Origin of the sequence: Micromonospora sp. WMMA2032 (assembly GCF_002688545.1) — a bacterium.
Lineage (GTDB): Bacteria > Actinomycetota > Actinomycetes > Mycobacteriales > Micromonosporaceae > Micromonospora > Micromonospora sediminicola.
The window spans coordinates 4,429,626-4,451,608 of the sequence record NZ_CP024052.1; the positions used below are offsets into that span (position 1 = coordinate 4,429,626).

A 21,983-nucleotide genomic window follows, 5' to 3' on the forward strand; every position below is an offset into this window, starting at 1 on the left:
CGTGACGGTTCAGTACCACGAGGGTGGTTACGGCGACTTCAGTCACGTCGATCGCTACATGGCGGCCGTGGACTGGCTGAACGGTGAGGGTGTCCAGGTCGACTGGTTGGTGAACATCACCGGTCAGGACTACCCCATCCGTCCGCTCGACCAGGCGGAGGCCGAGCTGATCGGCTCCGGCGCCGACGGGTTCATGGAGTACTGGGACGCGTTCGGCCCGGAGAGCCACTGGCCGCAACGTCGGGTCCGCTCCCGCTACCACTTCCAGCACCGTCGGCTGCGCGGGCTCAGCCCGCGGGCCAAGAAGCTGCTCCGGCCGGTGCAGGCGGTCAACCGGATCCAGCCGCTGATGCGGGTGCACGTGTCGTACGGGCTGGTGGTGGGTCGGCGGGCCCGCACCCCGTTCGGACCCGACCTGCGGCTGCACGGCGGGTCGGCGTTCTCGTCGTTGACCTGGCCCGTGGTGGCCTACCTGCGGGAATACTTCGACCGGCGGCCGGACGTGGTCGACTACTTCCGGCACTGCCTCTCGCCGGTGGAGGCGGTCTTCCAGACCATCGTGTGCAGCGCGGACCGGTTCAACCTGGTGCCCGACTGCAAGCGCTACTTCGACTTCCGGAACAGCACGTTCAACCACCCGAAGTCGCTCACTGCCGACGACCTGCCCCGGGCGTTGGCCAGCGGTGCTCACTTCGCCCGCAAGTTCGACTACGAGCGCAACCCGGAGCTGCTCGACGTCCTCGACGCCCACCTGGCCGCGGCGGCGACCCCGAGGGCCTGACCGGTTCCGGCGGGCCGGTGACCGGCCCGCCGGACCGGCCGCTCAGCGGTAGTCGTACCGCCGACGCAGCGGCCAGGTCATCGCACCGACCATCCGGCGGCGGCCGGGCGCGTACTCACGACGCCACTTCTCGTCGAGGCTGAGCGCGATCGGCCCGGTGCGCATCCGGATCCGTCCGCCGGCCACCGCGTGCGACCCGGCCTGCTCGAACTCGGTGCCGTGCAGGAACGACAGCGGGTCGACCTGGCCGGTCACGTCGGCCGTCAGGGCGGCGATCCGGCCCAGCTCCGTCCGTGGGTCGCGGACCAGGTCCTCGTACCGGACGACCACCCGCGGGACGCCGGACCGGGCGAGCGACGAGATCATCGCGTTGACGGTGACCCACCGCCGCGCGGTCAGCCGGGCCGAGCGCTGGTTCATCCGGCCCTTGGTGGAGGTGCCCTCGGGCAGCTCGACGAGCTGGCTCCAGGAGTAGGCCACCCCGCGCGGGTCGCGGAGGATGTGCACCAGCCGCAGGTCGATCTCCGGCGCGCGGGCCAGGATGTACGCCAGCGAGGGGCGCTTGGTCGAGTCGACCACCACCTTGGCGCCGGACACCTCGGCGATCGCCCGGTAGAGCTTCGTGATCAGGGTCGTGTAGCGCTCCAGGTCCTGCCGGAAGCCCGGCACGACCCGGGCCCCCTTGATCATCGGAACCTTGCCGGTGGCGTCGACCCGGCGTTGCAGGGCGCGGACCTCCTGCACGTCGATGTTCGCCCAACCGCCGTACGCGCGCCGACCGACCTCACCCCAGAACGGGCACTCGTCGAAGTGCTCCCCGCAGGCGCAGCGGAAGTTCCGTTCCACCCCGGACTGCCACAGGTAGAACAGCTCGCCGACGTCGCAGTGGTCGACGAACTGGCCGAGCATCAGGTCGAGCAGGGTGGAACCGCTGCGCGGCATCCCGCAGACGTAGAGCACCGTCACCCGGTCGGTGCCGGACGGAGCGCCCGCCCCGGATCCGTCCGCTGCCGCAGGCTGCTGGGCCGTCATCGATCGCTTCTCCTCGTCCCCGGTGGATGTCAAGCGGCAGTGTAGGCGCGATCGGAGGAGCCGGGGATTGGCGGAATGCGTGAAGGAATCCGGCCGGCAGGACGTGAATCGTGACTCCCACTTCTGTTCCGCGTGCGGTGCCGTTAGATTGTTCCGGCGCTCAGCTGACCGTCCCACGGAAGTGGCACGGGTGTGCGGTGGGGGAGGCGGTTGGAGACGTGGAGCCCGGTGAAGTCATGCTCGTGGGTTCCAGTGGCGGGCACCTTGCCCAGCTGCTGGCGCTCGCACCCTGGTATCGCGACCGCGCCCGCTCCTGGGTGACCTTCGACACCCCGGACGCGCGCTCGCTGCTCGACGGGGAGCAGGTCGTGTGGGCACACCACCCCACCACCCGCAACGTGAAGAACCTGGCCCGGAACATGCTGCTCGCGGTCCGGACGCTCAAGCGCCGCAACGTCGACGCGGTGGTCACCACCGGCGCCGGTGTCGCGCTGCCGTTCGTCGTGGTGGCGCGGCTGCGCGGGATCCCCACCGTCTACATCGAGGTGTACGACCGGATCGACAGCCCCACGCTCACCGCCCGGCTCTGCCGTCCGTTCCTCTCGGCGATGCTGGTGCAGTGGGAGGAGCAGCGCCGCTTCTATCCCGACGGCACCGTGGTGGGGAATCTGCTGTGACCTCGTTCATCCCCCGGCAGCGGCAGACCGAACCGGAGCCGGACACCGTGCTGGCCATGGTCGGCACCGACGTGCACAGGTTCGACCGGCTGGTCGGCTGGCTGGAACGCTGGTGGACCGCGCGCGCCGACGGTCCGCGGCAGGTCCGGCTGGTCCTCCAGTACGGCAGCAGCACCCCGCCGAACCTGCCGGACGCGGTGCCGTTCCTGGCCCACGACGAGTTGCAGCGGGCGATCGCCGAGGCGAACGTCGTGGTCTGCCACGGCGGGCCGGCCACCATCACCGAGGCCCGACGCAACGGCCACCTGCCGATCGTGGTCCCGCGCGACCCCGCCCACCACGAGCACGTCGACAACCACCAGCAGCTCTTCTCCCGCCGGCTCGGCTCCGCCGGCATGGTGCGACTGGTCGAGACCGAGGCCGACCTGGTCGAGGCGCTCGACAAGGCGCTCGTCGACCCGGCGACCTTCCGCCTGGACGCCGACCCGGACCGCCCCGACCCCCGCGCCGCCGCGGCGGCGCGCGTCGGCCAGATCGTCGAGGACCTGGTACGCCAGCGTGCGTCGGGACGACGCCGGTGGTGGCGGTGACCGCGCCGGTCCGCGTGCTCTTCGTCGGCGGCCTCGGACGCAGCGGCTCCACCCTGCTGGAGCTGATCCTCGCCCAGCACCCCGACGTCTGTGCCGTGGGTGAGGTGGTGCACCTCTGGGAGCGGGCCCTCGGTGGCGACGAACGCTGCGGCTGCGGCGAGCGCTTCACGGTCTGCGGGTTCTGGCAGCAGGTCGGCGACCACGCGTTCGGCGGTTGGGACGCGGTCGACCGGGACGAGGTGCTGGCGCTCAAGGCCGAGGTCGACCGGACCCGGCACATCCCCCAGTTGGCCCGGGGCGACCTGCCGGCCGGGCAGTTGGCCGCCGTGCGCCGCTACGCCGACCTCTACACCCGCATCTACCGGGCGGCGACCGAGGTCACCGGCGCCGAGGTGGTGGTGGACTCCAGCAAGCACGCCTCGACGGCGTTCGCCCTGCGCTGGGCGCCCGATCTCGACCTGCGGGTCGTCCACCTGGTCCGGGACAGCCGGGCGGTCGCCTACTCGTGGGCCAAGCAGGTCCGCCGCCCCGAGGTGGTGGACGGCGAGGCCTACATGCCGACCTTCTCCCCGTTCACGGTGAGCAGCCTGTGGACCGCGCAGAACGCGGCGTTCCACCTGCTCGCCCAGCGGGCGCCGGTGGTCCGGCTGCGCTACGAGGACTTCACCGCCGACCCGCGCGGCACCGTGACCCGGGTGCGCCGGTTCGCCGGCCTCACCGACACCCCGGACGCGCTGCGGGTGCTCGACGAGCCGCCGGTGCCGCTGGTCCGGGCGCACAGCATCGCCGGCAACCCGCTGCGGTTCAGCGCGGGTCCGCTGAAGGTGCGCCAGGACAACGCCTGGCGGGAGAACCTGCCGACGCGCAGCCGGGCCGTGGTCAGCGCCGCGACGCTGCCGCTGCGCCTGCGCTACGGATACCTCGGCGGTGGCCGAACCAACAGCACGGAGGCGTCGTGACCGGGAGCAACCCACCGCAGGTGACCGCCGTGGTCCCCACCCGGGACCGGCCGGTGCTGCTGCGCGCCGCCCTCGACGCGATCCTGGGTCAGGACTACCCGGGCGGGATCGACGTGGTGGTCGTCTACGACCAGTCCGAGCCCGACCACACCCTCGCCGATGACCCGCGGATCCGGGTGATCACCAACAGCCGCACCCCCGGCCTCGCGGGTGCCCGCAACACCGGCATCCTCGCCGCCGAGGGTGAGCTGGTCGCGTTCTGCGACGACGACGACGAGTGGCTGCCCGGCAAGCTGGCCGCCCAGGTCGCCGCGCTGGAGGCGACCACGGACGGCGCGTTCGTCAGCTGCGGCATCCGGGTCGACTACGACGGCCGCCAGGTCGACCGCTCGTTGTCGATGAACCGCGTGCCGCTGGCGTCGCTGCTGCGCGACCGGCACACCGAACTGCACCCGTCCACGTTCCTGATCCGGCGGGACGCGCTTGTCGACGCGATCGGGCTGGTCGACGAGGAGATCCCGGGCAGCTACGCGGAGGACTACGAGTTCCTGCTCCGGGCCGCCCGGCACGCGCCGCTGGTCAACCTGACCGAGCCGTACGTGACGGTGCGCTGGCACAAGCGGTCATACTTCGCCCAGCGCTGGGAGACCATCTCCACCGCGTTGCAGTGGCTGCTGGAGCGCTACCCCGAGTTCGCCACGGTGCCGGCGGGGGAGGCCCGGGTCGCCGGGCAGATCGCGTTCGCCCAGGCCGCGATGGGCAACCGTCGGGAGGCCGTCCGCTGGGCCCGCCGCACGTTGGCCGGCAACCCGAAGGAGGCCCGCGCCTACCTGGCGCTCGCCGTGGCCAGCAAGGCCGTGGACCCCGACCGCGTCCTGCGTACGCTGCACAAGCGCGGTCGGGGCATCTGAGCCGGAGCGGTCAGGCGGACGCCGAGCACCAGGCGCGCCAGGCGTCCTTGCTGGGTTGGTCGGTGAGCCGGAAGTCTCCGCCGGACACCTTGTAGTCGTAGTAGGCCACCCAGAGCGGGCGCTGCCCGTTCAGGTAGCTGCTCATCGACCGGATCCAGGCGGCGCGGCCGGTGCCGCTGTCCCCGGCGATCCGCACGCTGCCGGTCTCGGCGAGGCCCCAGGGCTTGCCGAGCTCCTTCGACTTGCTGATCATCGGCCCGAAGACCTTGGCCGGCTCGGTGTAGCGGTTGTACTTGCCGCCGCTGTTGTAGCAGTCCCAGCCGAGCACGTCGACGACGTCGCCGCCGGGGTAGTAGTCGGTGAAGCTGCGCCGGGAGTTCGGGTTCAGCGTCCAGCACATGAGGATCAGCGTCGCCCGCAGCCGCGGGTTCTGGGCCCGGTCGGCGAGGCCGGCCACCCGGCGCCAGGCGGCCCGGAACTGGGCGGTGGTGTAGTTGCCGCTCTCCACGTCGTTCTCCGGCTCGTGGAAGTACGACCAGTAGACGTCGTGGTCGCGCGGGATCGAGGCGAACCACTGCGTCAGCCGGGCGTCGTGCTTGCCGGCGGCGACCTCCGCCGGCGGCGCCTTGAAGGACACCACCACGGTCCGGTCGACCACGTCGGCGCGGCTGCCCGACCAGGCGGGCGGCAGGCCCGGGTAGAACACCCGGACCATCCGCAACGGGCCGTAGGTGCGGTCGGAACGGGCCACGCCGGCGCTGAAGCTCTCGCCGCCGACCAGGTGGATGCTCGCCCCGGGCAGGGTGGCCCGCGGCGCCGGGAACGGCTGGAAGCCGGGCTTGGCCGACGGGGACTGGCCGGGCGAGAGGCTCGGGTTGGCGCCGAGCCCGGCGACCCCACCGGTCGGACGGGCGGACAGGGACGCGGCCCCGCCGGGCGTGGACGCGACGCTTCCCGGCCCGTTCGCCTCCGGTGCCGGCTGCCGTGCGGGCTCCCGCTCCTGCGTGACCGCGACGGCGACCGTCGTGCTGAGCAGGACGACGGTCGCGGTGACGGCGACGAGCCAGCCGCGCCGGTAGAGGCGGCGTGGCCGCCGGCCCGGGGGTGGGGTCGGGGCCGGGTGGGCATCGCGAACGGGTGCGATTGACGGGCCGGGTCCCATGATCCTCCTCCGGATCGGCGTGTCAGCTGTCTCCCGGCTCAGCACCGGCGTCACCGCATGGACCAACGAGCGAGGCGGCGGGTCGGTGCGGTGCCGTCACAGCAACCGGTCGATGGCCTTCAGCAGCTGCTCGGCCTGCTCGGGCCGGCAGACGAGCAGGTCGGGCAGGCGGGGGTTGGCGGCGTTGTAGCGCAGCGGTGACCCGTCGATCCGGGACGCGTGCATCCCCGCCCCGAGCGCGACCGCCACCGGGGCGGCGGAGTCCCACTCGTACTGCCCGCCGGCGTGCACGTACGCGTCGGCCTGGCCGGTCACCACCGCGCAGACCTTGACACCGGCGGAGCCCATCGGCACCGCCTCCGCGCCGAGGTCCTCGATGAGCTGGGGGACGAACGCGGGGGGCCGGCTGCGGCTGACCGCGATCCGCAGCGGACCGTCGACCGCGGCGGGCGTCGGCTCGCCCGTGCCCAGGATCAGCGGGGTGCCGTCCGCGCCGGTCCGCGCCGGCATGCCGACGGCGCCGGCGGTCAGACCGCCGTCCGGGCCGGCCGAGCGCTCCCAGAGGGCCACGTGGACGGCCCAGTCGGTGCGCCCCTCCTCCGAGAACTCCCGGGTGCCGTCCAGCGGGTCGATGATCCACACCCGGTCGGCGTCGAGGCGGGCCGCCCGGTCGCCGGTGGAGAAGTCCTGTCGGGAGTCCGCCTGCTCCTCGGAGAGCACCGCGTCGGTCGGCCGGTAGCGGGCCAGCGCAGCCAGCATCAGCTCGTGCGAGGCCTGGTCGCCGGCGTCCTTGAGCGCCCGCGGGTCGGCGAAGCCCTGGCCGGCGCGCAGCGCGGTCAGCGCCTCGCCGGCGCGTCCGGCCAGCCAGCGCGCGAAGGCCTGATCGTCGAGCCGGTCGATGTCGTCGGACACCTTGCCATCCACCACCTTGTCTGATGTCGACGGGCGGCCGGCGGGTGCCCGCCGCCCGGACCGCACCATCTTGGCCGGTGGGGCGAGTGGACAACAAGTACGGGGGCCGAAACGGTACGCCCGGCCCACCGAGTTCTGCCCGCATGTTGAACTTCGCGTGTATGCCGGTCGGACCGCCGGATGCAGGCCCTAGGCTCTGCGCATGACCGCCGAGCAGCTGATCTCCTTCGCCCGTGGGGCTCCTTCGCTGGACATCGTCGATGTCGAGGGGCTCAAGGCCGCCGCCGTCCGCGCCTTCGACGCCGACCCCGCCGGGGTCACGGCGTACGGCACCTCCGTCGGTTACCCGCCCCTCCGCCGCTGGATCGCCGAGAAGCACGGCGTCGAGGCGGATCAGGTGCTGGTCACGAACGGCTCGCTGCAGGCCGACGCGTTCCTCTTCGACCACCTGGTCCGGCGCGGCGACGCGGTGGTCGTCGAGCGCCCCACGTACGACCGCACGCTGCTCAACCTCCAGCAGATGGGCGGCGAGGTGCACGGCGTGACCATCCAGCCGGACGGCCTCGACACCGCCGAGCTGCGCAAGCTGCTGGAGTCCGGGGTCCGGCCGAAGCTGGCCCACGTGATCCCGAACTACCAGAACCCGGCCGGCGTGACGCTCTCCCTGGAGAAGCGCCGTGAGCTGCTCGATCTCGCCGCCGAGTACGAGTTCACCATCTTCGAGGACGACCCGTACGCGGACGTCCGCTTCCGGGGCGAGCCGCTGCCGTCGATGCTGTCGATGGACAGCCGCGGCGTGGTGGTGCACGCCTCCAGCTTCACCAAGACGGTCTGCCCGGGCGTGCGGGTCGGCTACCTGGTCGGCCCGGCGGAGCTGATCGCGGCGATCGCCAAGCGGGCCACCAACCTCTACATCTCGCCGGGCATGGTGGCCCAGGCGATCGTGCACCAGTTCTGCGTCTCCGGGTCGATCGAGCAGTCGATCCGGACGGTCCGCACGGGGCTCGGCGAGCGGGCCGCGGTGCTGGCCGAGTCGCTGCGCCGGCACATCCCGGAGGCCCGGTTCGTCGAGCCGGACGGCGGCTACTTCCTCTGGGTCGAGCTGCCGGAGGACGTCGAGGTCGACCGGCTGGCGCCGGCCGCCGCCGAGCGCGGCGTCGCGGTGGTGAAGGGCAGCGACTTCATGGTCGACGGCGGCCGGCACGCGTTGCGGTTGGCCTACTCCGCCGTGACGGCGGACCGGATCGACGAGGGTGTCCGGCGGCTCGCCGAGGCGATGGCGGCGGTTCGCGGCTAGTTTTCTGTCGGGTTTTTGACAGAACGGCCCTGCTGGCCGGCTCGGCTCTCCCGCTGGGCCGGCCGGCGGCCCACAATGCTGCGAGCGCCGCTCACCTTTCCCGGTGACCGGCCCGCACGCCCCGGGCGGCAGTTCCCCGCCCCGGGCCGGGCCGGGGGCGCGCCCAGCATCACTCCCGCCCCCAAGGGGTGCCGGGTGGGCCGTGTCGCCCCTCACCCCCCTGACGCGGCCCGGCCCGCCCGGCGCCACACCGCGTGACGCCCGTCGCAGCCGCCCGTCCGGACCCGCGTCCGCCCGTGCCGCGCCCGCTCCCGATCGGCGTAACCTGCAAGCCGCAGCTTCGCGGAGAGGGGGCGAGAGATGACGGACCGGGTGGCACGCGACCGCACCGCCGGGGAGAACGGCGGCCGGGCACTCCGGCCACGCGCCTGGGCCGCCCCGGTACGCGCGATGTCCCGCATCCTCAACGCCGACGGCTCCCCGCGTACGCCCCAGCCGGCCGGCCCCGGTCGCAGCGGCATCGTCGACTGCGGGCTCTACGTCGACGGCGAGCGTCAGCCCGGCCGCCCGCAGTACGCCGAGGCCCTGGCCGCCGCCCGCCGGGAGCGGGACGGCTTCGTCTGGCTCGGCCTGCACGAGCCGGACCTGGCCGAGATGACCGAGATCGCCGCCACCTTCGGCCTGCACGAACTGGCGGTGGAGGACGCGGTCAAGGCCGAGCAGCGCCCGAAGCTGGAGCACTTCGGGGAGATCGTCTTCCTGGTGCTGCGCACCGCCCGCTACTGCGAGCACACCGAGCTGACCGAGAACTCCGAGGTGGTGGAGACCGGCCAGGTGATGCTCTTCATCGGGCCGAATTTCGTGATCAGCGTCCGGCACGGGGACGCCTGCCGGCTGTCGCCGGTCCGGGCCGACCTGGAGGCGAAGCGGGACCTGCTCCGGCAGGGGCCGTGGGCGGTCGCGTACGCGATCACCGACCGGGTGGTCGACCTCTACCTGGAGGTCGCCGACCGGCTGGAGGACGACCTCGACGTGCTGGAGGCGGACGTCTTCGACCGCCAGAGCAGCGGCCGGATCCAGCGGATCTACCAGATGAAGCGGGAGCTGGTCGAGTTCAAGCGCGCGGTGGTGCCGCTGCAGCGCCCGCTGATGACGCTCACCTCCCAGGTCAACCGCGCGGTGCCGCAGGAGGTGCGCCGCTACTTCCGGGACGTGCAGGACCACCTCAGCCGCACGGTCGAGCAGGTGAACTCCTACGACGACCTGCTCAACTCGATCCTCCAGGCCCGGCTGGCCCAGGTCACCGTCGACCAGAACAACGACATGCGCAAGATCGCCGCCTGGGCCGCGATCGGTGCGGTGTGGACGGCGATCGCCGGCATCTACGGCATGAACTTCGACAACATGCCCGAGCTGAGGTGGACGTACGGCTATCCGGGCGTGTGGGCGCTGATGCTGGCGGCGTCCTTCACGCTCTACCGCCTGTTCCGCCGCAACGGCTGGCTGTAGGCACGCCGCCGGCAACGGGAAGCGCCGGCCACGCGGGACGTACCCGCGCGCCGGCGCTGCTCCGAGAACCTGGGGTCAGCGGCGACCGCTGGCCTTCGCGGCGCTCTTGCCGTTCTGCGTGGCCTTGGTGATGTCGTCGGCCGGACGGCCGCTGACGTCCCGGGCGCCCTCGGCGACCGAGGGGACCTTGCTGTTCGGGTGGATCACCGGGTCACCGGCGGGGGCGGTGGTCGACGAGCTGCTGCCGTTGGCGACGGCGGAGCTGCCGGCGCCGGTCGGGCCGGCCTGGGTCACCTTCGCGCTCGCGTCGGGGGTCTCCACCACGATCGTGTCCACGTCCTCCCGCATCGGCTCCAGCTTGTCCTGACCGGTCGGGCCGAGCGTGCCGGTCGGGTCGTACTCGGCCCACTCCTGCTGCTCGCGGCGGCGGCGCATGGCCATCGCCCCGGCCAGGCCGGCCACGGTGCCGGCGATCAGCAGGCCGGTGGTCATGCCACGCGACCTGCGCTGCTTCTTCTTGCCCACCTTCATGTTCTTCGCCTTCTTCGTCATCGCGGACTGCTTCGCCGCCACGGCCCGGCGACCGGTCGACGCCTTGCCGGCGGCCTCGGTCCGCGCGTTGCGCACGGCGAGGACCACCGGGGCGAGAGCGGCGACGCTCGACGCGACCCCGCTGGACGCCCGGTCCCGGACCAGGACGGCGGTGGGTGCGACGGCGACCCGGGCTGCCTGGACCCGCGGACCGACAGTGGCCCCGGCGCCCTTCGCCGCGTGCGTGGCGGCCTGCCGCAGGTGACCGATGCCCTGGTTCAGCTCGGCCTTCGCGAGCTGGCCCTGGGTCTTTCGCCGCCCGATTCCAAACACGGTCCCACCTCCTGGGAGTTGTTCCTTCGTCATCCTCCACCTTCGGATGCCTCCGCATGGCCAGATCGGGCACATGGGAGGATCCGCAAGGAACTGACCAACGAGTGAGGAGTACCCGTGGCCGAGGCTGTCTACGCCACCTTGCACACCAACGCCGGCCCGATCCGGCTGGAGCTCTTCCCGAACCACGCGCCGAAGACCGTCCGCAACTTCGTGGAGCTGGCCGAAGGCACGCGGGAGTACACCGACCCGCGGACCGGCCAGCCGGGCAGCGGGCCCTACTACGACGGCACGATCTCGCACCGCGTGATCAGCGGCTTCATGGTCCAGATGGGCGACCCGACCGGCACCGGGCGCGGCGGCCCGGGCTACAAGTTCGCCGACGAGTTCCACCCGGAGCTGCGCTTCGACCGGCCGTACCTGCTGGCGATGGCGAACGCCGGGCCGGGCACCAACGGCTCGCAGTTCTTCATCACCGTGGGGCCGACCCCGCACCTGAACAACCGGCACACCATCTTCGGACAGGTGGCCGACGAGCAGTCCGCGAAGGTGGTCGACTCGATCGCCAACACCCCGACCGGGCCGAGTGACCGGCCGCTGCAGGACGTGGTGATCGAGCGGGTCGAGATCGAGCGGCAGCCGTCCTGAGCGTCACGCGGGTACCTTTGCTCGCATGACTGAGCGCTCCGGGCAGGCAGGTGACGCCACCGAGGGGCCGGTGCCGACCACTCCGGTCTGCTACCGGCACCCCGATCGGGAGACGTACATCCGGTGCACCCGATGCGACCGGCCGATCTGCCCCGAGTGCATGCGGGACGCCTCCGTCGGCCACCAGTGCCCGGAGTGCGTCGCCGAGGGACGCCGCAGCGTGCGGCCGGCGCGTACCGCCTTCGGTGGCGGTGCCGCCGGCCGCCAGGGCTATGTGACCAAGGTCCTGATCGCGCTGAACGTGCTGGTCATGCTGCTCTCCATCGCCTCCGACCGGGGAGGTGACGCGGCCGCCGGCGGCTCCGGCTTCGGCGGCCTGATGGGCGGCTCGACGCCGCTGACCAACTGGGGTGCGGTGCTCGGCCAGGCGATGTTCCCCGACGGCACGGTCGGCGGGGTGGCCGAGGGCCAGTGGTACCGGCTGGTCACCGCGATGTTCCTGCATTACGGCCTGGTGCACCTGCTGCTCAACATGTGGGCGCTCTGGGTGCTCGGCCGGACGCTGGAGGCGGTGCTCGGGCCGCTGCGCTTCCTGGCGCTCTACCTGATCGCCGGGCTCGGCGGCAACGTCGCGGTCTATCTCTTCAGCGCCCCGAACCAGCCCGCGGTCGGCGCGTCGACGGCCATCTTCGGCCTGTTCGCCGCCATCTTCGTGATCATGCGTCGGCTCGGGCGGGACACCTCGGCGATCGTGCCGATCCTGGTGATCAACCTGATCTTCACGTTCACCGTGCCGGGCATCTCCGTGGCCGGGCACCTCGGTGGGCTCGTGGTCGGCGCGGTGATGGCCCTGGTCCTGGCGTACGCCCCGCGGATGCGGCGGACCGTCTTCCAGGCGGCGGGCGGCGCGATCCTGCTGGTCGCCCTGATCGGCTTGGCCGTCGTCCGCACCGCGGCGCTGCTCGGCTGACCCGCTGCCGCGGCTGACGACCCCGGTTTCACGCGAGCAGGTCCGGCGGTCGAGGCGTGGCACTGCGCGGGCAGGGCCGCGCAGTGGGGCAACGCTCGGCCAGGTTGCCTTCGGCCAGGTCGCCCCGGAGGCCTCCTCTCCGGCGTGTTCCTTGGGACGTGGTCCCTGGGGCGTGTTCCCTGGGCATGTCGACCTCGGGCTTGTTCCTCTGGACGTGTCCACCTCGGGCGTGACCCTTGAGACGTCGCGCCTCGGGCGTGTTCCCACGAGGCGGGTCGCGTCTCGGCGACAGTGTGCCCGAGAGCGATATACCGCTCAGTCATAATTATGACTGAGCGGTATATCGCTCATCAGTGATGAGTTGTCCCGCTGGCTCCCGCTCCTGCGGCTTCCACCGCCCTTCTCGGCCCGGCTCGGCCCGGCTCGGCCCGTCTCGGTCCCGTCCGGGCCGGGATGCCAGGCCCTGGCGATCGGCTCGGTCCGGCCGGCCCGCGGCTGAAGGCGCGCGATCGCCCGAGCCTGACGGCGGCGGGCGTCGCGCGGCGCACGTGAACGGTCGGTGTGGGGCTCAGCGCGCGGCGGCGCGGGCGGCGGTGAGCGCGGCGGCCACCTCGTCCAGTGGCGCGTCCAGGTCGCGCCGGCCGTACAGGTGCAGCGACTCCCCCGCGTCGATCTCCAGCGTCTCGGCGGTGAGCCCGCGGCGGCTGCGCCGGTCCAGCCGGATCGCCTCCACGGTCGCCCAGGGCAGCCTGCGGCGCCCGGCGAACCCGCGGATCACGGTGATCCCCTCCGGGTCCACGGCGAGTCGGACCGGCGCGACGACGTCGCGCAGCGCCCAGGCGAGCAGTCCGGCGGCAGCCAGCCCGGCGAGCGCCGGGCGGACCGGGTCGCCGGCGGCGAGCAGCAGTCCCAGGGCCAGCAGGAGCAGCGCGCCGAGCGCCTTGACCACCGGCGACGTGCGCGGCACCCGCCACTGTCGGGCCGGTGACGACTGTGGATCCATCCGACCAGCATGCCAGCCGCCGGTGCCCGCAGGGCGGGGGAGGACGACCGGTCGGGTCAGCACGTAGGATCGGGGCAAGCGAGGTTACCGGGGAGTAGACATGAGTGACGCGGTCATCGTCGGCGCGGTGCGGACCCCGGTCGGGCGACGCAAGGGCAGTCTCGCCGGGGTGCATCCGGTCGACCTGTCGGCGCACGTGCTGCGCGCGCTCGCCGAGCGCACCGCCATCGACCCGGGCCAGGTCGACGACGTGATGTGGGGCTGTGTGTCGCAGGTCGGCGAGCAGTCCTGGAACGTGGCGCGCAACGCGGTGCTGGCCGCCGGCTGGCCGGAGTCGGTCCCCGGCACCACGCTCGACCGGCAGTGCGGGTCCAGCCAGCAGGCGCTGCACTTCGCCGCCGCCACCGTCCTCTCCGGCCAGGCCGACCTGGTCGTCGCCGGCGGCGTCGAGTCGATGACCCGGGTGCCGATGGGCTCCAGCGTGGCCGGCGGGATGCCGTTCAGCCCGGCGATCCTGGAGCGCTACCGCGGCGTCGAGGGCGTCGCCGAGGACTCGCCGCTGCCGTTCAACCAGGGCGTCGGCGCCGAGCTGATCGCCGAGCGGTGGCGGTTCTCGCGTACCCAGCTGGACGAGTTCGCGCTGGCCAGCCACGAGAAGGCGGCCGCCGCGCAGGACGCCGGCGCGTTCGACCCGGAGCTGGCGCCGGTGGCGCTCGCCGACGGCGCCAAGTTCGCCGCCGACGAGGGCATCCGTCGCGACACCTCACTGGCCAAGCTCGGCGAGCTGGCCACCCCGTTCCGCCCCGACGGCGTGGTCACCGCCGGGTCCGCGTCGCAGATCTCCGACGGCGCCGCCGCGCTCGCGGTGACCACCAGCGAGTGGGCCAGCCGGCACGGTCTGCGTCCGCTCGCCCGGGTGCACACCGCCGTGGTCGCCGCCGACGACCCGGTCGCCATGCTCACCGCGCCCATCCCGGCCACCGCGAAGGCGCTGCGCCGCGCGGGGCTGGGCATCGAGGAGATCGGGGTGTACGAGGTGAACGAGGCGTTCGCCCCGGTGCCGCTGGCCTGGCTGGCCGAGACCGAGGCCGACCCGGAGCGGCTCAACCCCCGGGGCGGCGCGATCGCGCTCGGCCACCCGCTCGGCGGGTCCGGCGCGCGGATCATGACGACGATGCTCCAGCACATGCGGGACAACGGCATCCGCTACGGCCTCCAGACCATGTGCGAGGGCGGCGGCATGGCCAACGCCACCATCGTCGAGCTGCTCTGAGCCGGAGTCGGCGCAGTCGCACCGCAGGTGCGATTTGCACGGGTGGAAGTTCCAAAAATCGGGCGTGACCCATATCACCCCTGGTCAGCCGCTCGTTGCACCGGGCATGGACGTGTTCTCGCGAACGTTCCTTCCGGCCGCCGCCGAGACCGGCCTGGCCACCCAGACCGTCACCCGACACATGCCGGTGTTCCGCCGGTGCGTCGGCTCCGGCGACGCCACCATCCTGGTCACCCGGTGCAGCCGCCCGGACCACCCGGTCGGCGGCGAGTACCTGATGCTCCTCACCCACCGCCGGCTGGTGGTCACCCGGCAGACCCGGGTGCTGCACCGGCTCCGCCTGCACCTCAACACCGAGCTGCGGGAGCTGAGCAACGTCACCTGGAGCCCCGACCCGCGGGCGCACAGCCTGGAGCTGGCGGCCACCGCGATCGACGGGGTCCGTGAACGGTTCCTCATCCGCACCCACCACCCGAAGCAGGTGTGGCAGCTCGACGCCCTGCTGAACCACGCCTTCCGTACCCGGCTGCGGACGCCGGCGGAACGGCTCGTCGCCACCATCGGCGACTCCCCGACCGCCGCTCGGCCCGCCGTGCTCCGCCCGGCGCCGGCGCGCTGACGTTCTTCTTACCTGACCCGAACGTTCCCCGGACCTTCCCGGGGACCACCGAGCGGTCATCATGGGCCGGTGACCGCCGACGCCGCACAGCGCGGGCTCGTCCTCGTGGTGGAGGACGAGCCGGCCATCGCCGACCTGGTCCGGCTCTACCTGACCCGGGACGGTTTCGGCGTACACCTGGAACGGGACGGCGACGCCGGCCTGGCCGCCGCGCGGCGCCTGCGCCCGGTGGCCTGCGTGCTCGACATCGCGCTGCCCGGCCTGGCCGGCACCGAGATCTGCCGGCGGCTGCGCACGTCGGGCGACTGGACGCCGGTCATCTTCCTCACCGCCCGCGACGACGAGGTGGACCGGGTGGTCGGGCTGGAGCTGGGCGCGGACGACTACGTCACCAAGCCGTTCAGCCCGCGCGAGCTGGTCGCCCGGGTCCGCGCGGTGCTGCGCCGCACGTCGGGCACACCGGCCACCGCCGAGCGACCACGGGTGCTCGGCGCGGTCACCCTCGACCCGGGCCGCCGCACGGTCACCGCCGGCGGCGTACCGGTGCAGCTCACCTCCACCGAGTTCGACCTGCTCGCCCACCTGATGGCCCGCCCCGGCCGGGTGTTCACCCGGGAGGAACTGCTGGCCGGCGTCTGGGGGTACGCGGCGCACGCCGGCACCCGGACCGTCGACGTGCACGTGGCGCAGGTTCGGGCGAAGCTCGGCCCGGCCAGCGTGATCCGCACCCACCGCGGCGTCGGGTACGCGGCCGATGCCTGACCACCCCACCGTCGCGCTGCCGGTCGTCGGCCCGCCGGCGCCGCCCGCCCGCCGCCGGAGCGCGCACACGCTGACCGCCCGCGCGGTGCTCGTCACCTGCGCCGTCGCGCTGGTGTCGGTGCTGGTCACCGCGTTGGTCGCGGTGCCCCTGGCGGTGCGCGGCGCCGAACGGCGGGACCAGGAGGCGCTGGCCGCCCAGGCCCGGCTCGCCGCCGAGGTGCTCCGCGTCCGGGCGGTCCGCCAGCGGGACAGCGCAGGGGACCGGCTCATCCGCCAGCTCCGCCAGCAGAAGATCGAGGTGTACGTGATCCGGGGCGGTCGGGTCGACCGCCCCGGCCTGCCCGCACCGCTGGTCACCCGGGTCGCCGCCGGCAAGAACGTCTCCGGTCGACGGCTGGTCGACGGGGAACGCCGGCTGGTCGAGGCGCGGGCGCTGCCGGGCGGTGACGGGGTGGTGCTCACCCGGGCCGTCACCACCGGCCCGTGGCAGCAGGTGCTGCGCGGTCTCTGGCTGCCGCTGCTCGCCGGCCTCGCCGCAGGCGCGGCCGCCGGGCTGCTGCTCGCCCGCCGGCTGGCCCGGCCGATCCGCGTCGCGGCCACCGCCGCCGCCCGGCTCCGGGCCGGTGACCGGGCGGTCCGGGTGCCGGTCGAGCCGCCCGACGAGGTGGCCGACCTGGCGTACGCGCTGAACGGGCTGGCCGCCGCGCTGGCCACCAGCGAGGGCCGGCAGCGGGAGTTCCTGCTCTCCGTCTCGCACGAGCTGCGCACCCCGCTCACCGCCATCCGGGGCTATGCCGAGGCGCTGGCCGACGGCGTGATCGACGCCGACGCGGTGCCGGCGACCGGCCGGACCGTGCTCGCCGAGGCGGAGCACCTGGACCGACTGGTCAGCGACCTGCTCGCGTTGGCCCGGTTGGAGGCCGCCGACTTCCCGCTGGATCCCGGTCCGGTGGACCTGAGCCGGCTCGCCGCCGACGCGGAGCGGACCTGGTCGGACCGGTGCGCGGCGGTCGGGGTGCCGTTCCGGGTCGAGTCGCCGGGCGCGCCGGTGCCCGCGTACACCGATCCGGGTCGGATCCGGCAGGTGGTGGACGGGTTGCTGGAGAACGCGCTGCGGGTCGTACCCCCGGGGGCGCCGGTGGTGCTCGCGGTCCGGGCCGCCGGCGCGGACCCGGCGGCCGGCGGCGTGCTGGAGGTCCGGGACGGCGGCCCCGGCTTCACCGACGACGACCTGGCGGTGGCGTTCGAGCGGGGCGCGTTGCACCAGCGGTACCGGGGGGTGCGCAAGGTGGGCAGCGGCCTCGGGCTGGCGCTCGCCGCCGGGCTGGTACGCCGGCTCGGCGGCGACATCACCGCCGCGCACGCCCCGGAGGGCGGGGCGGCCTTCACCGTCCGGCTGCCCGGAGATCCTTACCTGGCTCGAACATCGGCCTGACGATCCGCTCGTGGGGGTGGGGAACGCTGACGTCACCACCGACGAGAGGAACACAGATGGCACGCCAGCGAATCGTCACCGGCGCCACCGCGCTGCTCGCCGCCGCGGCGCTCGGCCTGTCCGGGTGCGGCGCGGGCCGGGTCGGCGCCGAGCCGGTCCGGGAGACCGCGGTCGAGGTGGCCGCCGCGATGGGCGCGGACGGCCAGGCGCTCGCCGCGCTCGGGGTGGACGCCGCCGACCTGGACGTCGACCCGGTCGCCGCGCCCGCTCCGTCCGCCTCCGGCACGCCGGACGAGCAGGCCCGACCGGACCGCAAGGCCGGGGCGCAGGAGTGGCGCAAGCGACACCGCGCCCGGGTGCTGCTGCGCAAGAACACCCTGCACGGCGAGGTCGTGGTGCAGACCAAGGAGGGCACGAAGACCGTCGCGGTGCAGCGGGGGGAGGTCACCGCCATCGATGACCGTTCGATGACCGTGAAGTCCACCGACGGCTTCACGAAGACCTGGACGTACGACGAGAAGCTGCGGGTGGTGGAGCGCCGTTCCACCGTTCGGTCGAGTGATATCAAGATCGGCACCACGGTGGGCGTAGCCGGGGCCACGCAGGGTGACGGCGGAGTGGCCCGACTGGTCGTCGTTCCGGCCAAGCAGGGCTGACCGGGCGGGCTGTGGGTGACCTCAGGGATTTACCAGGCTAGGCTATGCCCCGACCTGCCGCCGCCTTTGTGGAGAACCCGTGAAGCTCTCGATCCTCATGCCGGTCTACAACGAGGAAGAACGCATCGCGGACGCCCTCAAGCAGGCGTTGGCGGTGGACTACCCCTGCGAGATCGAGCTGGTCGTCGTGGACGACGGCAGCCGGGACGGCACCGGCGAGGTGCTCGGCCGGGTGGACGACGTCCGCCTGCGGGTGATCACCCACCCGCGTAACGCCGGCAAGGGCGCGGCCATCAAGACCGCCGTGGACAACGCCGAGGGTGAGTACATGGTCATCCTCGACGCCGACCTGGAGTACGACCCGCAGGACATCCCGCGCCTGCTGGAGCCGGTGCTCGACGGCCGGGCCACCGTGGTCTACGGCAATCGCACCTTCGGCAGCCACAGCTCCTACAGCTTCTGGTACGTGATGGGCAACAAGGGTGTCACGTTGGCGGCCAACGTGCTCTACAACTCGTACATCGGCGACCTGGAGACCTGCTTCAAGCTGATGCCGCTGGAGCTCTACCGCTCGCTCCAGGTGCGCTCGCGCGGCTTCGGCATGGAGGCCGAGGTCACCGGCAAGCTGCTCCGCCAGCGGATCCGCCCCTACGAGGTGCCGATCAGCTACCGGGCCCGGGGCCGCGAGGAGGGCAAGAAGATCACCTGGAAGGACGGCGTCGAGGCGATCTGGATCCTGGCCCGCGAGCGCGCCCGGCGCCGCCCGGTCGGCCCCGCCGCCGCGCGCTGACCCGAACGACACGAGGACCCCGCATCCCGGCGTCGGCCGGGGTCGCGGGGTCCTGTCGTGTCCGGGTTCATGCGGTGGGTCCGAGGAACGCGTCGACCGAGCGGCGCAGTCCGGCGGCGTCCAGTCCGTGCCAGCGGTCGTGGTCCTCCGGCCCGCCGTAGCGGCGCAGGTCCGCCCGGCCGACGCCGAGGGCGAGCAGCCGGTGCGGCCGGTCGGCCAGTGCCTCGCTCACCACCCGGGTCGAGGTGCCGGCCAGGTACGGCTCGACCAGGATCACCTCGGCGCCGGCCAGCGCCCGCAGCCCGGCGGTGTCGAACGGCCGGGGCCGGTGGGTGTAGGCCACCGTGACCGGCCGGGCGGCCACCGCCTCCAGCGCCGCGTCCAGCGTCGGCCCGACCGCCACCAGCAGCGGCGCGCCCGGTCCGGCGTCCCGGACGACCCGCAGCTCACCCGCCTCCGGGTACGCGGTCGCGTTGCTCCGGGTGGACAACCGCAGGTACGCCGAACCCGCCCCGCACACCGCCGCGCGCAGCAGCGGTCGCACCTCGTCCGGGTGGCCCGGCACGTGCACGGTCCAGCCGTCGAGCGTGTCGACCAGGGCCACGTCGGCCGGTCCGAGGTGGGTGCGTCCGGACGCCGCCCGGTCGTAGGAGGCGCCGATGCCCACCAGCACCGCGCCCACCCCCTGGTGGCCGAGGTCGAGCTTGATCTGCTCGTAGGCGCGTTCGACGAGGAACGGGGCGTAGCTGTGCACGATCGGCCGCTGCCCGGTCAACGCCAGTCCACCGGCCACGCCGATCATGAGCTGTTCCCGGATGCCGACGTTGACCACCCGGTCCGGGTAGCGGGCGGCGGCCGGCTCGAAGGCGGCGGCGGAGATGTCGGCGAGCACGATCACGCTCCGGGGGTCGGCGAGCACCTCCTCGGCCGTGTTGACGAACTCCTCGCGCATGCTCGTGGTCATGGTCACTCCCCGTTGTCGACGACCGCGACGACGACGTGCGGCCGGTGGTGGTCGTGTCCGGTGAGGGCACGGTGCAGGGCGTCGTGGTCGCGCCCGTCGACGGTGGCGGCGCTCCACCCGTGCACGGTGAACCGGCTCGCCACGCCGCCCGGCCAGCCGTGGGTGGCCGAGTGGTTGTCCACCACGATCGCGGTCAGGTCGGCCAGGCCCGTCGCCCCGGCGTACGCGATCGCCTCGTGGTTGGATCCCTCGTCCAGTTCGGCGTCGCCGAGCAGCACGTACACCCGGGGGCCGGTCCGTCCCTGGGCCCGCAGGCCGAGCGCGGTGCCGACGCCCAACCCGAGGCCGTGACCGAGCGAGCCGGATCCGATCTCGACCCCCGGCACGAGGGTGCGGTCCGGATGGTCGCCGAGCCGGCTCGCCGGGCCGCCCTGGTCGTCGAGCCACTCGACCGGTACGAAGCCGCGGGCGGCGAGCAGCGCGTAGTAGCCGGCGACCGCGTGCCCCTTGGAGAGCAGGAACCGGTCCCGGTCGGGGTCGTCCACGGTGGCCGGGGTGATCCGGAGCACCCGGTCGTAGAGCACCTGGAGCACGTCCAGCGTCGAGTACACGTTCGGGCCGAACTCGCGGCCGGCGCGGACCCGGTCCAGCAGCGCGGCCAGCTCGGTGGCGGTGGTCGTCGTCATACGGATAGCCTCGGACCTGAAGCGAACTTCAACTCAAGGCCCTGTGATGCATGAGGCAACCCTGACCATCGGCCAGCTCGCCGAGCGGAGCGGCGTGGCGCCCTCCGCGCTGCGCTACTACGAACGGCTGGGCCTGATCCGCGCCGCCCGTACCGGCGGCAACCAGCGTCGTTACGCCCGCACGGAGCTGCGCCGGGTGGCCTTCGTCCGGATCTCCCAGCAGGTCGGCGTCTCGTTGGACGAGATCCGGGAGGCGCTGGACTCGCTGCCCTCCGGGCGTACGCCCACCCCGGACGACTGGGCCGCGCTCTCCCGAGCCTGGCGGGACCGGCTGGACGAACGGATCCGGCTGCTCGGCAAGCTCCGCGACGACCTGGACGGCTGCATCGGCTGCGGCTGCCTGTCGTTGCAGCGCTGCACGCTCTACAACCCCGGCGACTCGCTCGCCGCCGAGGGCCCGGGCGCCCGCCTGGTGCTCCCCCGGGATTGAGGCGTCACCGCACCAGCAGCACCTTGCCGAGGTGGTCGTTGGTCTCCACCAGCCGGTGCGCGTCGGCGGCGTCCGCCATCCGCACCCGGGCGTGCACCACCGGGCGCACCCGACCGGCCTCCACCAGCGGCCACACCTGCTCGCGGACGCCGCGCGTGATCGCCGCCTTCTCCGCCACCGGACGGGACCGCAGCGCGGTGGCGTGCACCGAGCCGCGCTTGGCCAGCAGCATCCCCAGGTCGAGTTCGCCCTTGCGGCCACCCTGCATGCCGATCACCACGAGCCGCCCGCCGGTCGCCAGCGCCGCCACGTTCCGGGGCAGGTAGGACGCGCCCATGATGTCGAGGACCACGTCCGCGCCGCGCCCGTCGGTGACCCGGCGTACCTCCTCGACGAAGTCCTGCTCGCGGTAGTCGATCGTGTGCGCGGCCCCCAGCTCGCGCAGCCGGTCGTGCTTGGCCGACCGGGCGGTCACCACCACCGTCGCGCCCAGCGCCACCCCGAGCTGGATCGCGAACGTGCCGATCCCGCTGCCGCCGCCGTGCACCAGCAGCGTGTCGCCCTCGGCCAACCGGGCCAGGTCGACCACGTTCGACCAGACCGTGCAGGCCACCTCCGGCAGGGCGGCGGCGTCGACCAGGTCCACCCCGGCCGGCACCGGCAGCAGCTGCCCGGCCGGCACGGCGACCTGCTCGGCGTATCCGCCGCCGGCCAGCAGCGCGCAGACCTCCTGGCCCACCGACCAGCCGGTCACGTCGGGACCGAGCGCGCGGACCGTCCCCGAGCACTCCAACCCGGGGTACGCGGGCGCGCCCGGCGGCGGCGGGTAGTGGCCCTGCCGCTGGAGCAGGTCGGCCCGGTTGACCGCGCTGGCCCGCACCTCGACGACGACCTCGCCGGGGCCGGGCTCGGGGTCGGGCACCTCCGTCCAGACGAGGGCCTCGGGTCCGCCGGGTTCGGTGATCGTGATCGCGCGCATGGCTCAGTCTTACC

Annotated in this window: 24 protein-coding genes; 16 read left to right on the top strand and 8 right to left on the bottom strand. The window is 73.4% G+C overall.

The window, feature by feature from the left end; translation table 11 throughout:
• The first annotated feature begins 1 nt into the window (after nt 1).
• Nucleotides 2-781 (top strand): N-acetylglucosaminyltransferase, encoded by a 780-nt coding sequence (locus CO540_RS20530; protein WP_141561954.1) that lies wholly within the window; start codon nt 2-4, stop codon nt 779-781.
• A 42-nt stretch (nt 782-823) separates the two neighbouring features.
• Here the strand turns inward: CO540_RS20530 and CO540_RS20535 are convergent, their stop codons facing one another.
• The gene (locus CO540_RS20535; RefSeq protein ID WP_091568104.1) at nt 824-1,813 is read right to left on the bottom strand and encodes a sulfotransferase; all 990 of its coding nucleotides are present in this window, start codon (nt 1,811-1,813) and stop codon (nt 824-826) included.
• Between the two features lie 236 nt (nt 1,814-2,049).
• On the opposite strand from CO540_RS20535, the gene CO540_RS20540 reads away from it, so the two are divergent.
• Genes CO540_RS20540 through CO540_RS20555 form a run of 4 tightly spaced genes read left to right on the top strand, consistent with a single transcriptional unit; the run spans nt 2,050 to nt 4,950 of the window.
• The gene (locus tag CO540_RS20540; RefSeq protein WP_099163277.1) at nt 2,050-2,490 is read left to right on the top strand and encodes a UDP-N-acetylglucosamine--LPS N-acetylglucosamine transferase; all 441 of its coding nucleotides are present in this window, start codon (nt 2,050-2,052) and stop codon (nt 2,488-2,490) included.
• Nucleotides 2,491-2,546: 56 nt separating this feature from the next.
• Nucleotides 2,547-3,080 carry a glycosyltransferase gene (locus tag CO540_RS20545; RefSeq protein WP_098747576.1) on the top strand — a complete coding sequence of 178 codons (534 nt, stop codon included), beginning with the start codon at nt 2,547-2,549 and terminating at the stop codon, nt 3,078-3,080.
• Nucleotides 3,068-4,039 (top strand): sulfotransferase, encoded by a 972-nt coding sequence (locus CO540_RS20550; protein WP_099163278.1) that lies wholly within the window; start codon nt 3,068-3,070, stop codon nt 4,037-4,039. Before CO540_RS20545 ends, CO540_RS20550 begins: the two co-directional genes overlap by 13 nt.
• The gene (locus tag CO540_RS20555; protein WP_099163279.1) at nt 4,036-4,950 is read left to right on the top strand and encodes a glycosyltransferase family 2 protein; all 915 of its coding nucleotides are present in this window, start codon (nt 4,036-4,038) and stop codon (nt 4,948-4,950) included. Before CO540_RS20550 ends, CO540_RS20555 begins: the two co-directional genes overlap by 4 nt.
• Nucleotides 4,951-4,960: 10 nt before the next feature.
• Here CO540_RS20555 and CO540_RS20560 read toward each other — a convergent pair whose 3' ends face one another.
• Together CO540_RS20560 and CO540_RS20565 are read right to left on the bottom strand one after the other, a co-directional pair.
• The gene (locus CO540_RS20560; protein ID WP_099163280.1) at nt 4,961-6,112 is read right to left on the bottom strand and encodes a hypothetical protein; all 1,152 of its coding nucleotides are present in this window, start codon (nt 6,110-6,112) and stop codon (nt 4,961-4,963) included.
• Between the two features lie 96 nt (nt 6,113-6,208).
• On the bottom strand, nt 6,209-7,024 hold the full coding sequence (locus tag CO540_RS20565; protein WP_371682236.1) for a 3'(2'),5'-bisphosphate nucleotidase CysQ: 816 nt from the start codon (nt 7,022-7,024) through the stop codon (nt 6,209-6,211).
• A 202-nt stretch (nt 7,025-7,226) separates the two neighbouring features.
• Between CO540_RS20565 and CO540_RS20570 the strand changes: the two genes are divergently transcribed.
• Complete coding sequence (locus CO540_RS20570; RefSeq protein WP_099163282.1) at nt 7,227-8,321, top strand: PLP-dependent aminotransferase family protein; 1,095 nt, start codon at nt 7,227-7,229, stop codon at nt 8,319-8,321.
• 360 nt (nt 8,322-8,681) lie between these two features.
• The gene (corA, locus tag CO540_RS20575; protein ID WP_091568134.1) at nt 8,682-9,830 is read left to right on the top strand and encodes a magnesium/cobalt transporter CorA; all 1,149 of its coding nucleotides are present in this window, start codon (nt 8,682-8,684) and stop codon (nt 9,828-9,830) included.
• A gap of 75 nt (nt 9,831-9,905) precedes the next feature.
• Here corA and CO540_RS20580 read toward each other — a convergent pair whose 3' ends face one another.
• Nucleotides 9,906-10,727, bottom strand: a complete 822-nt coding sequence (locus CO540_RS20580; protein ID WP_099163283.1) for a hypothetical protein — start codon at nt 10,725-10,727, stop codon at nt 9,906-9,908.
• Between the two features lie 84 nt (nt 10,728-10,811).
• Here CO540_RS20580 and CO540_RS20585 point away from each other — a divergent pair, with 84 nt between their 5' ends.
• Both CO540_RS20585 and CO540_RS20590 read left to right on the top strand, forming a co-directional pair.
• Nucleotides 10,812-11,342, top strand: coding sequence for a peptidylprolyl isomerase (locus CO540_RS20585; protein WP_091568142.1), 531 nt, complete (start codon nt 10,812-10,814; stop codon nt 11,340-11,342).
• 25 nt (nt 11,343-11,367) lie between these two features.
• On the top strand, nt 11,368-12,312 hold the full coding sequence (locus CO540_RS20590) for a rhomboid family intramembrane serine protease (RefSeq protein WP_099163284.1): 945 nt from the start codon (nt 11,368-11,370) through the stop codon (nt 12,310-12,312).
• 568 nt (nt 12,313-12,880) lie between these two features.
• Here the strand turns inward: CO540_RS20590 and CO540_RS20595 are convergent.
• Nucleotides 12,881-13,315: a PH domain-containing protein gene (locus tag CO540_RS20595; RefSeq protein WP_172967888.1), complete on the bottom strand. Its 435-nt coding sequence runs from the start codon at nt 13,313-13,315 to the stop codon at nt 12,881-12,883.
• Nucleotides 13,316-13,415: 100 nt separating this feature from the next.
• Between CO540_RS20595 and CO540_RS20600 the strand changes: the two genes are divergently transcribed.
• From CO540_RS20600 to CO540_RS20625, 6 genes are all read left to right on the top strand, one after another.
• Nucleotides 13,416-14,588, top strand: coding sequence for an acetyl-CoA C-acyltransferase (locus CO540_RS20600; protein ID WP_099163286.1), 1,173 nt, complete (start codon nt 13,416-13,418; stop codon nt 14,586-14,588).
• A 106-nt stretch (nt 14,589-14,694) separates the two neighbouring features.
• On the top strand, nt 14,695-15,207 hold the full coding sequence (locus CO540_RS20605; RefSeq protein ID WP_099163287.1) for a hypothetical protein: 513 nt from the start codon (nt 14,695-14,697) through the stop codon (nt 15,205-15,207).
• Between the two features lie 69 nt (nt 15,208-15,276).
• On the top strand, nt 15,277-15,969 hold the full coding sequence (locus CO540_RS20610) for a response regulator transcription factor (protein ID WP_091568163.1): 693 nt from the start codon (nt 15,277-15,279) through the stop codon (nt 15,967-15,969).
• Nucleotides 15,962-17,404 (top strand): sensor histidine kinase KdpD, encoded by a 1,443-nt coding sequence (locus tag CO540_RS20615; protein ID WP_099163288.1) that lies wholly within the window; start codon nt 15,962-15,964, stop codon nt 17,402-17,404. The genes CO540_RS20610 and CO540_RS20615 overlap by 8 nt, the downstream gene beginning before the upstream one ends.
• Nucleotides 17,405-17,460: 56 nt before the next feature.
• Nucleotides 17,461-18,060: a hypothetical protein gene (locus tag CO540_RS20620; protein ID WP_099163289.1), complete on the top strand. Its 600-nt coding sequence runs from the start codon at nt 17,461-17,463 to the stop codon at nt 18,058-18,060.
• Nucleotides 18,061-18,139: 79 nt separating this feature from the next.
• Nucleotides 18,140-18,850, top strand: coding sequence for a glycosyltransferase family 2 protein (locus CO540_RS20625; protein WP_099163290.1), 711 nt, complete (start codon nt 18,140-18,142; stop codon nt 18,848-18,850).
• Nucleotides 18,851-18,917: 67 nt separating this feature from the next.
• Here CO540_RS20625 and CO540_RS20630 read toward each other — a convergent pair whose 3' ends face one another.
• Together CO540_RS20630 and CO540_RS20635 are read right to left on the bottom strand one after the other, a co-directional pair.
• Nucleotides 18,918-19,802 carry a transketolase family protein gene (locus CO540_RS20630; RefSeq protein WP_099164872.1) on the bottom strand — a complete coding sequence of 295 codons (885 nt, stop codon included), beginning with the start codon at nt 19,800-19,802 and terminating at the stop codon, nt 18,918-18,920.
• A gap of 14 nt (nt 19,803-19,816) precedes the next feature.
• The gene (locus CO540_RS20635; protein ID WP_091568178.1) at nt 19,817-20,500 is read right to left on the bottom strand and encodes a transketolase; all 684 of its coding nucleotides are present in this window, start codon (nt 20,498-20,500) and stop codon (nt 19,817-19,819) included.
• 46 nt (nt 20,501-20,546) lie between these two features.
• On the opposite strand from CO540_RS20635, the gene soxR reads away from it, so the two are divergent.
• Nucleotides 20,547-20,990 carry a redox-sensitive transcriptional activator SoxR gene (gene soxR / locus CO540_RS20640; RefSeq protein WP_099163291.1) on the top strand — a complete coding sequence of 148 codons (444 nt, stop codon included), beginning with the start codon at nt 20,547-20,549 and terminating at the stop codon, nt 20,988-20,990.
• Nucleotides 20,991-20,994: 4 nt separating this feature from the next.
• On the opposite strand, the gene CO540_RS20645 is transcribed toward soxR, so the two are convergent.
• Nucleotides 20,995-21,969 carry an NAD(P)H-quinone oxidoreductase gene (locus CO540_RS20645; RefSeq protein ID WP_091568187.1) on the bottom strand — a complete coding sequence of 325 codons (975 nt, stop codon included), beginning with the start codon at nt 21,967-21,969 and terminating at the stop codon, nt 20,995-20,997.
• Nucleotides 21,970-21,983: the final 14 nt, after the last annotated feature.

Coding starts and splice junctions, on each gene's coding strand:
- CO540_RS20535 (WP_091568104.1), bottom strand. CDS start 1,813: ATGACGGCCCAGCAGCCTGCGGCAGCGGACGGATCCGGGGCGGGCGCT.
- CO540_RS20540 (WP_099163277.1), top strand. CDS start 2,050: ATGCTCGTGGGTTCCAGTGGCGGGCACCTTGCCCAGCTGCTGGCGCTC.
- CO540_RS20545 (WP_098747576.1), top strand. CDS start 2,547: ATGGTCGGCACCGACGTGCACAGGTTCGACCGGCTGGTCGGCTGGCTG.
- CO540_RS20560 (WP_099163280.1), bottom strand. CDS start 6,112: ATGGGACCCGGCCCGTCAATCGCACCCGTTCGCGATGCCCACCCGGCC.
- CO540_RS20570 (WP_099163282.1), top strand. CDS start 7,227: ATGACCGCCGAGCAGCTGATCTCCTTCGCCCGTGGGGCTCCTTCGCTG.
- corA (WP_091568134.1), top strand. CDS start 8,682: ATGACGGACCGGGTGGCACGCGACCGCACCGCCGGGGAGAACGGCGGC.
- CO540_RS20580 (WP_099163283.1), bottom strand. CDS start 10,727: ATGACGAAGGAACAACTCCCAGGAGGTGGGACCGTGTTTGGAATCGGG.
- CO540_RS20590 (WP_099163284.1), top strand. CDS start 11,368: ATGACTGAGCGCTCCGGGCAGGCAGGTGACGCCACCGAGGGGCCGGTG.
- CO540_RS20595 (WP_172967888.1), bottom strand. CDS start 13,315: ATGGATCCACAGTCGTCACCGGCCCGACAGTGGCGGGTGCCGCGCACG.
- CO540_RS20600 (WP_099163286.1), top strand. CDS start 13,416: ATGAGTGACGCGGTCATCGTCGGCGCGGTGCGGACCCCGGTCGGGCGA.
- CO540_RS20605 (WP_099163287.1), top strand. CDS start 14,695: ATGGACGTGTTCTCGCGAACGTTCCTTCCGGCCGCCGCCGAGACCGGC.
- CO540_RS20615 (WP_099163288.1), top strand. CDS start 15,962: ATGCCTGACCACCCCACCGTCGCGCTGCCGGTCGTCGGCCCGCCGGCG.
- CO540_RS20620 (WP_099163289.1), top strand. CDS start 17,461: ATGGCACGCCAGCGAATCGTCACCGGCGCCACCGCGCTGCTCGCCGCC.
- CO540_RS20630 (WP_099164872.1), bottom strand. CDS start 19,802: ATGCGCGAGGAGTTCGTCAACACGGCCGAGGAGGTGCTCGCCGACCCC.
- CO540_RS20635 (WP_091568178.1), bottom strand. CDS start 20,500: ATGACGACGACCACCGCCACCGAGCTGGCCGCGCTGCTGGACCGGGTC.
- soxR (WP_099163291.1), top strand. CDS start 20,547: ATGCATGAGGCAACCCTGACCATCGGCCAGCTCGCCGAGCGGAGCGGC.
- CO540_RS20645 (WP_091568187.1), bottom strand. CDS start 21,969: ATGCGCGCGATCACGATCACCGAACCCGGCGGACCCGAGGCCCTCGTC.